Below are 1,837 nucleotides of genomic sequence, written 5' to 3' on the forward strand. Positions count from 1 at the left end.
GAGTCTGGGACATAAACCCTAGAGAAATAGCCAGTAAATGAGTTTTAACAAATTCATTTACTGGCTTCTTTATTTACAATACTCCGTATTGTTGGCTCGCTTTCTTAGGGGACAGCTTCAGCCTGTAGTCTTCAGCTTGTCCTGTTCCCTCAAGAGTCTCGCCAAAATACTTTGTATTTATATGTAATTTTACATTGTAATACTTTAAAAAAATAAAGCACTTTCGTATAATTTAATAAACATCACTAAACTAAATTAACGAGGTGCCTTATGTATAAAAATTATAACATGACTCAACTTACTCTACCAATGGAAACTTCAGTTCTTATCCCCACAAATGATATTTCACGACATGTAAATGATATTGTTGAAACAATTCATGACAATGAATTCGACGAATTCAGACATCACCGTGGTGCAACTTCGTACCATCCTAAAATGATGTTAAAAGTGATTCTATATGCCTACACACAATCTGTATTCTCAGGTCGTAAAATAGAAAAAATGCTTAATGATAGCATCCGAATGATGTGGCTATCACAAAATCAAAAACCTTCTTATAAAACAATTAATCGATTTAGAGTAAATCCAAAAGTAGATGCTTTATTAGAATCTTTATTTATTCAATTTTACAGTCAGTGTGTAAAACAAAATCTTATAGATGATAAAGCTATTTTTATTGATGGTACAAAAATTGAAGCAAATGCCAATCGATATACATTTGTATGGAAAAAGAGTATTCAAAACCATGAATCAAAGATGAATGAGGATTCTAAAGCCCTCTACCATGAATTGGTAACCAATAAAATCATACCGGAAATTAAAAAAGATCATGATAATGAATTAACAAAAGAAGAAATAGATTTGATTGGTAGTCACTTAGATAAAGAAATCGAAGATTTAAACCAACATATCAACAATGAAAAATGTACTAAAACAAGAAAACAAATACGTCTCAAAAGAACTAAAATCAAAAAATACAAAAAGCAAATCAATGATTATTTTGAGCGAAAGTATCGATACGAATTTCAAAAATCTATTTTAAAGGATAGAAATAGTTATTCTAAGACAGATCATGATGCGACATTTATGAGAATGAAAGAAGATCACATGAAAAATGGACAACTTAAGCCAGGGTATAATTTACAAATAGCGACAAATTCCCAATTTGTTTTATCTTATAATGTGTATCAAAATCCAACGGATACTAGAACGATGATTCCATTTTTAAATTCAATTCAAGAGACCTACGGTCATTTACCTGAATATATTGTAGCTGATGCAGGTTATGGTAGTGAATCAAATTATAAGGCAATTATAGATGACTTTAATCGAACGCCACTCATAACATATGGAATGTTTATAAAAGATAAAACTAAAAAATATAAAAGTGACATCTTTAATACTCAAAATTGGAACTATGACGAAATTAATGACGAATTCATTTGTCCGAATAATAAACGGCTAGGTTTTAAAAGATATGCCTATCGTCATGATAAGTATGGTTATAAGCGAGACTTCAAATTATATGAATGTGATGATTGTTCAGAATGTCCTCTGAAAAATCAATGTATGAACTTCAATTCAAAAACAAACAAAAAAATAATGAAGAATTATAACTGGGAATATTTTAAATCCCAAATTAACAAAAAGCTTTCAGAACCAGAAACAAAAAATATCTACAGTCAAAGAAAAATTGATGTGGAACCTGTTTTTGGATTTATGAAGGCTATTTTGGGTTTCACTCGGATGTCTGTCCGAGGACTCAATAAAGTCAAAAGAGAACTTGGTTTTGTATTAATGGCACTTAATATAAGAAAAGTAGTAGCTCAACGAG

The 1,837-nt window shown here is 30.2% G+C and carries 1 protein-coding gene; it reads left to right on the forward strand.

Translation table 11 applies throughout. The features are described from left to right. Positions 1 to 270 precede the first annotated feature (270 nt). The coding region (locus BDW31_RS12320; protein ID WP_110709699.1) for an IS1182 family transposase at positions 271 to 1,837 on the forward strand (1,567 nt) is incomplete at its 3' end.

Origin of the sequence: Staphylococcus sp. AtHG25 (assembly GCF_003217445.1) — a bacterium.
In the GTDB taxonomy this organism is placed as follows: Bacteria; Bacillota; Bacilli; order Staphylococcales; family Staphylococcaceae; genus Staphylococcus; species Staphylococcus haemolyticus.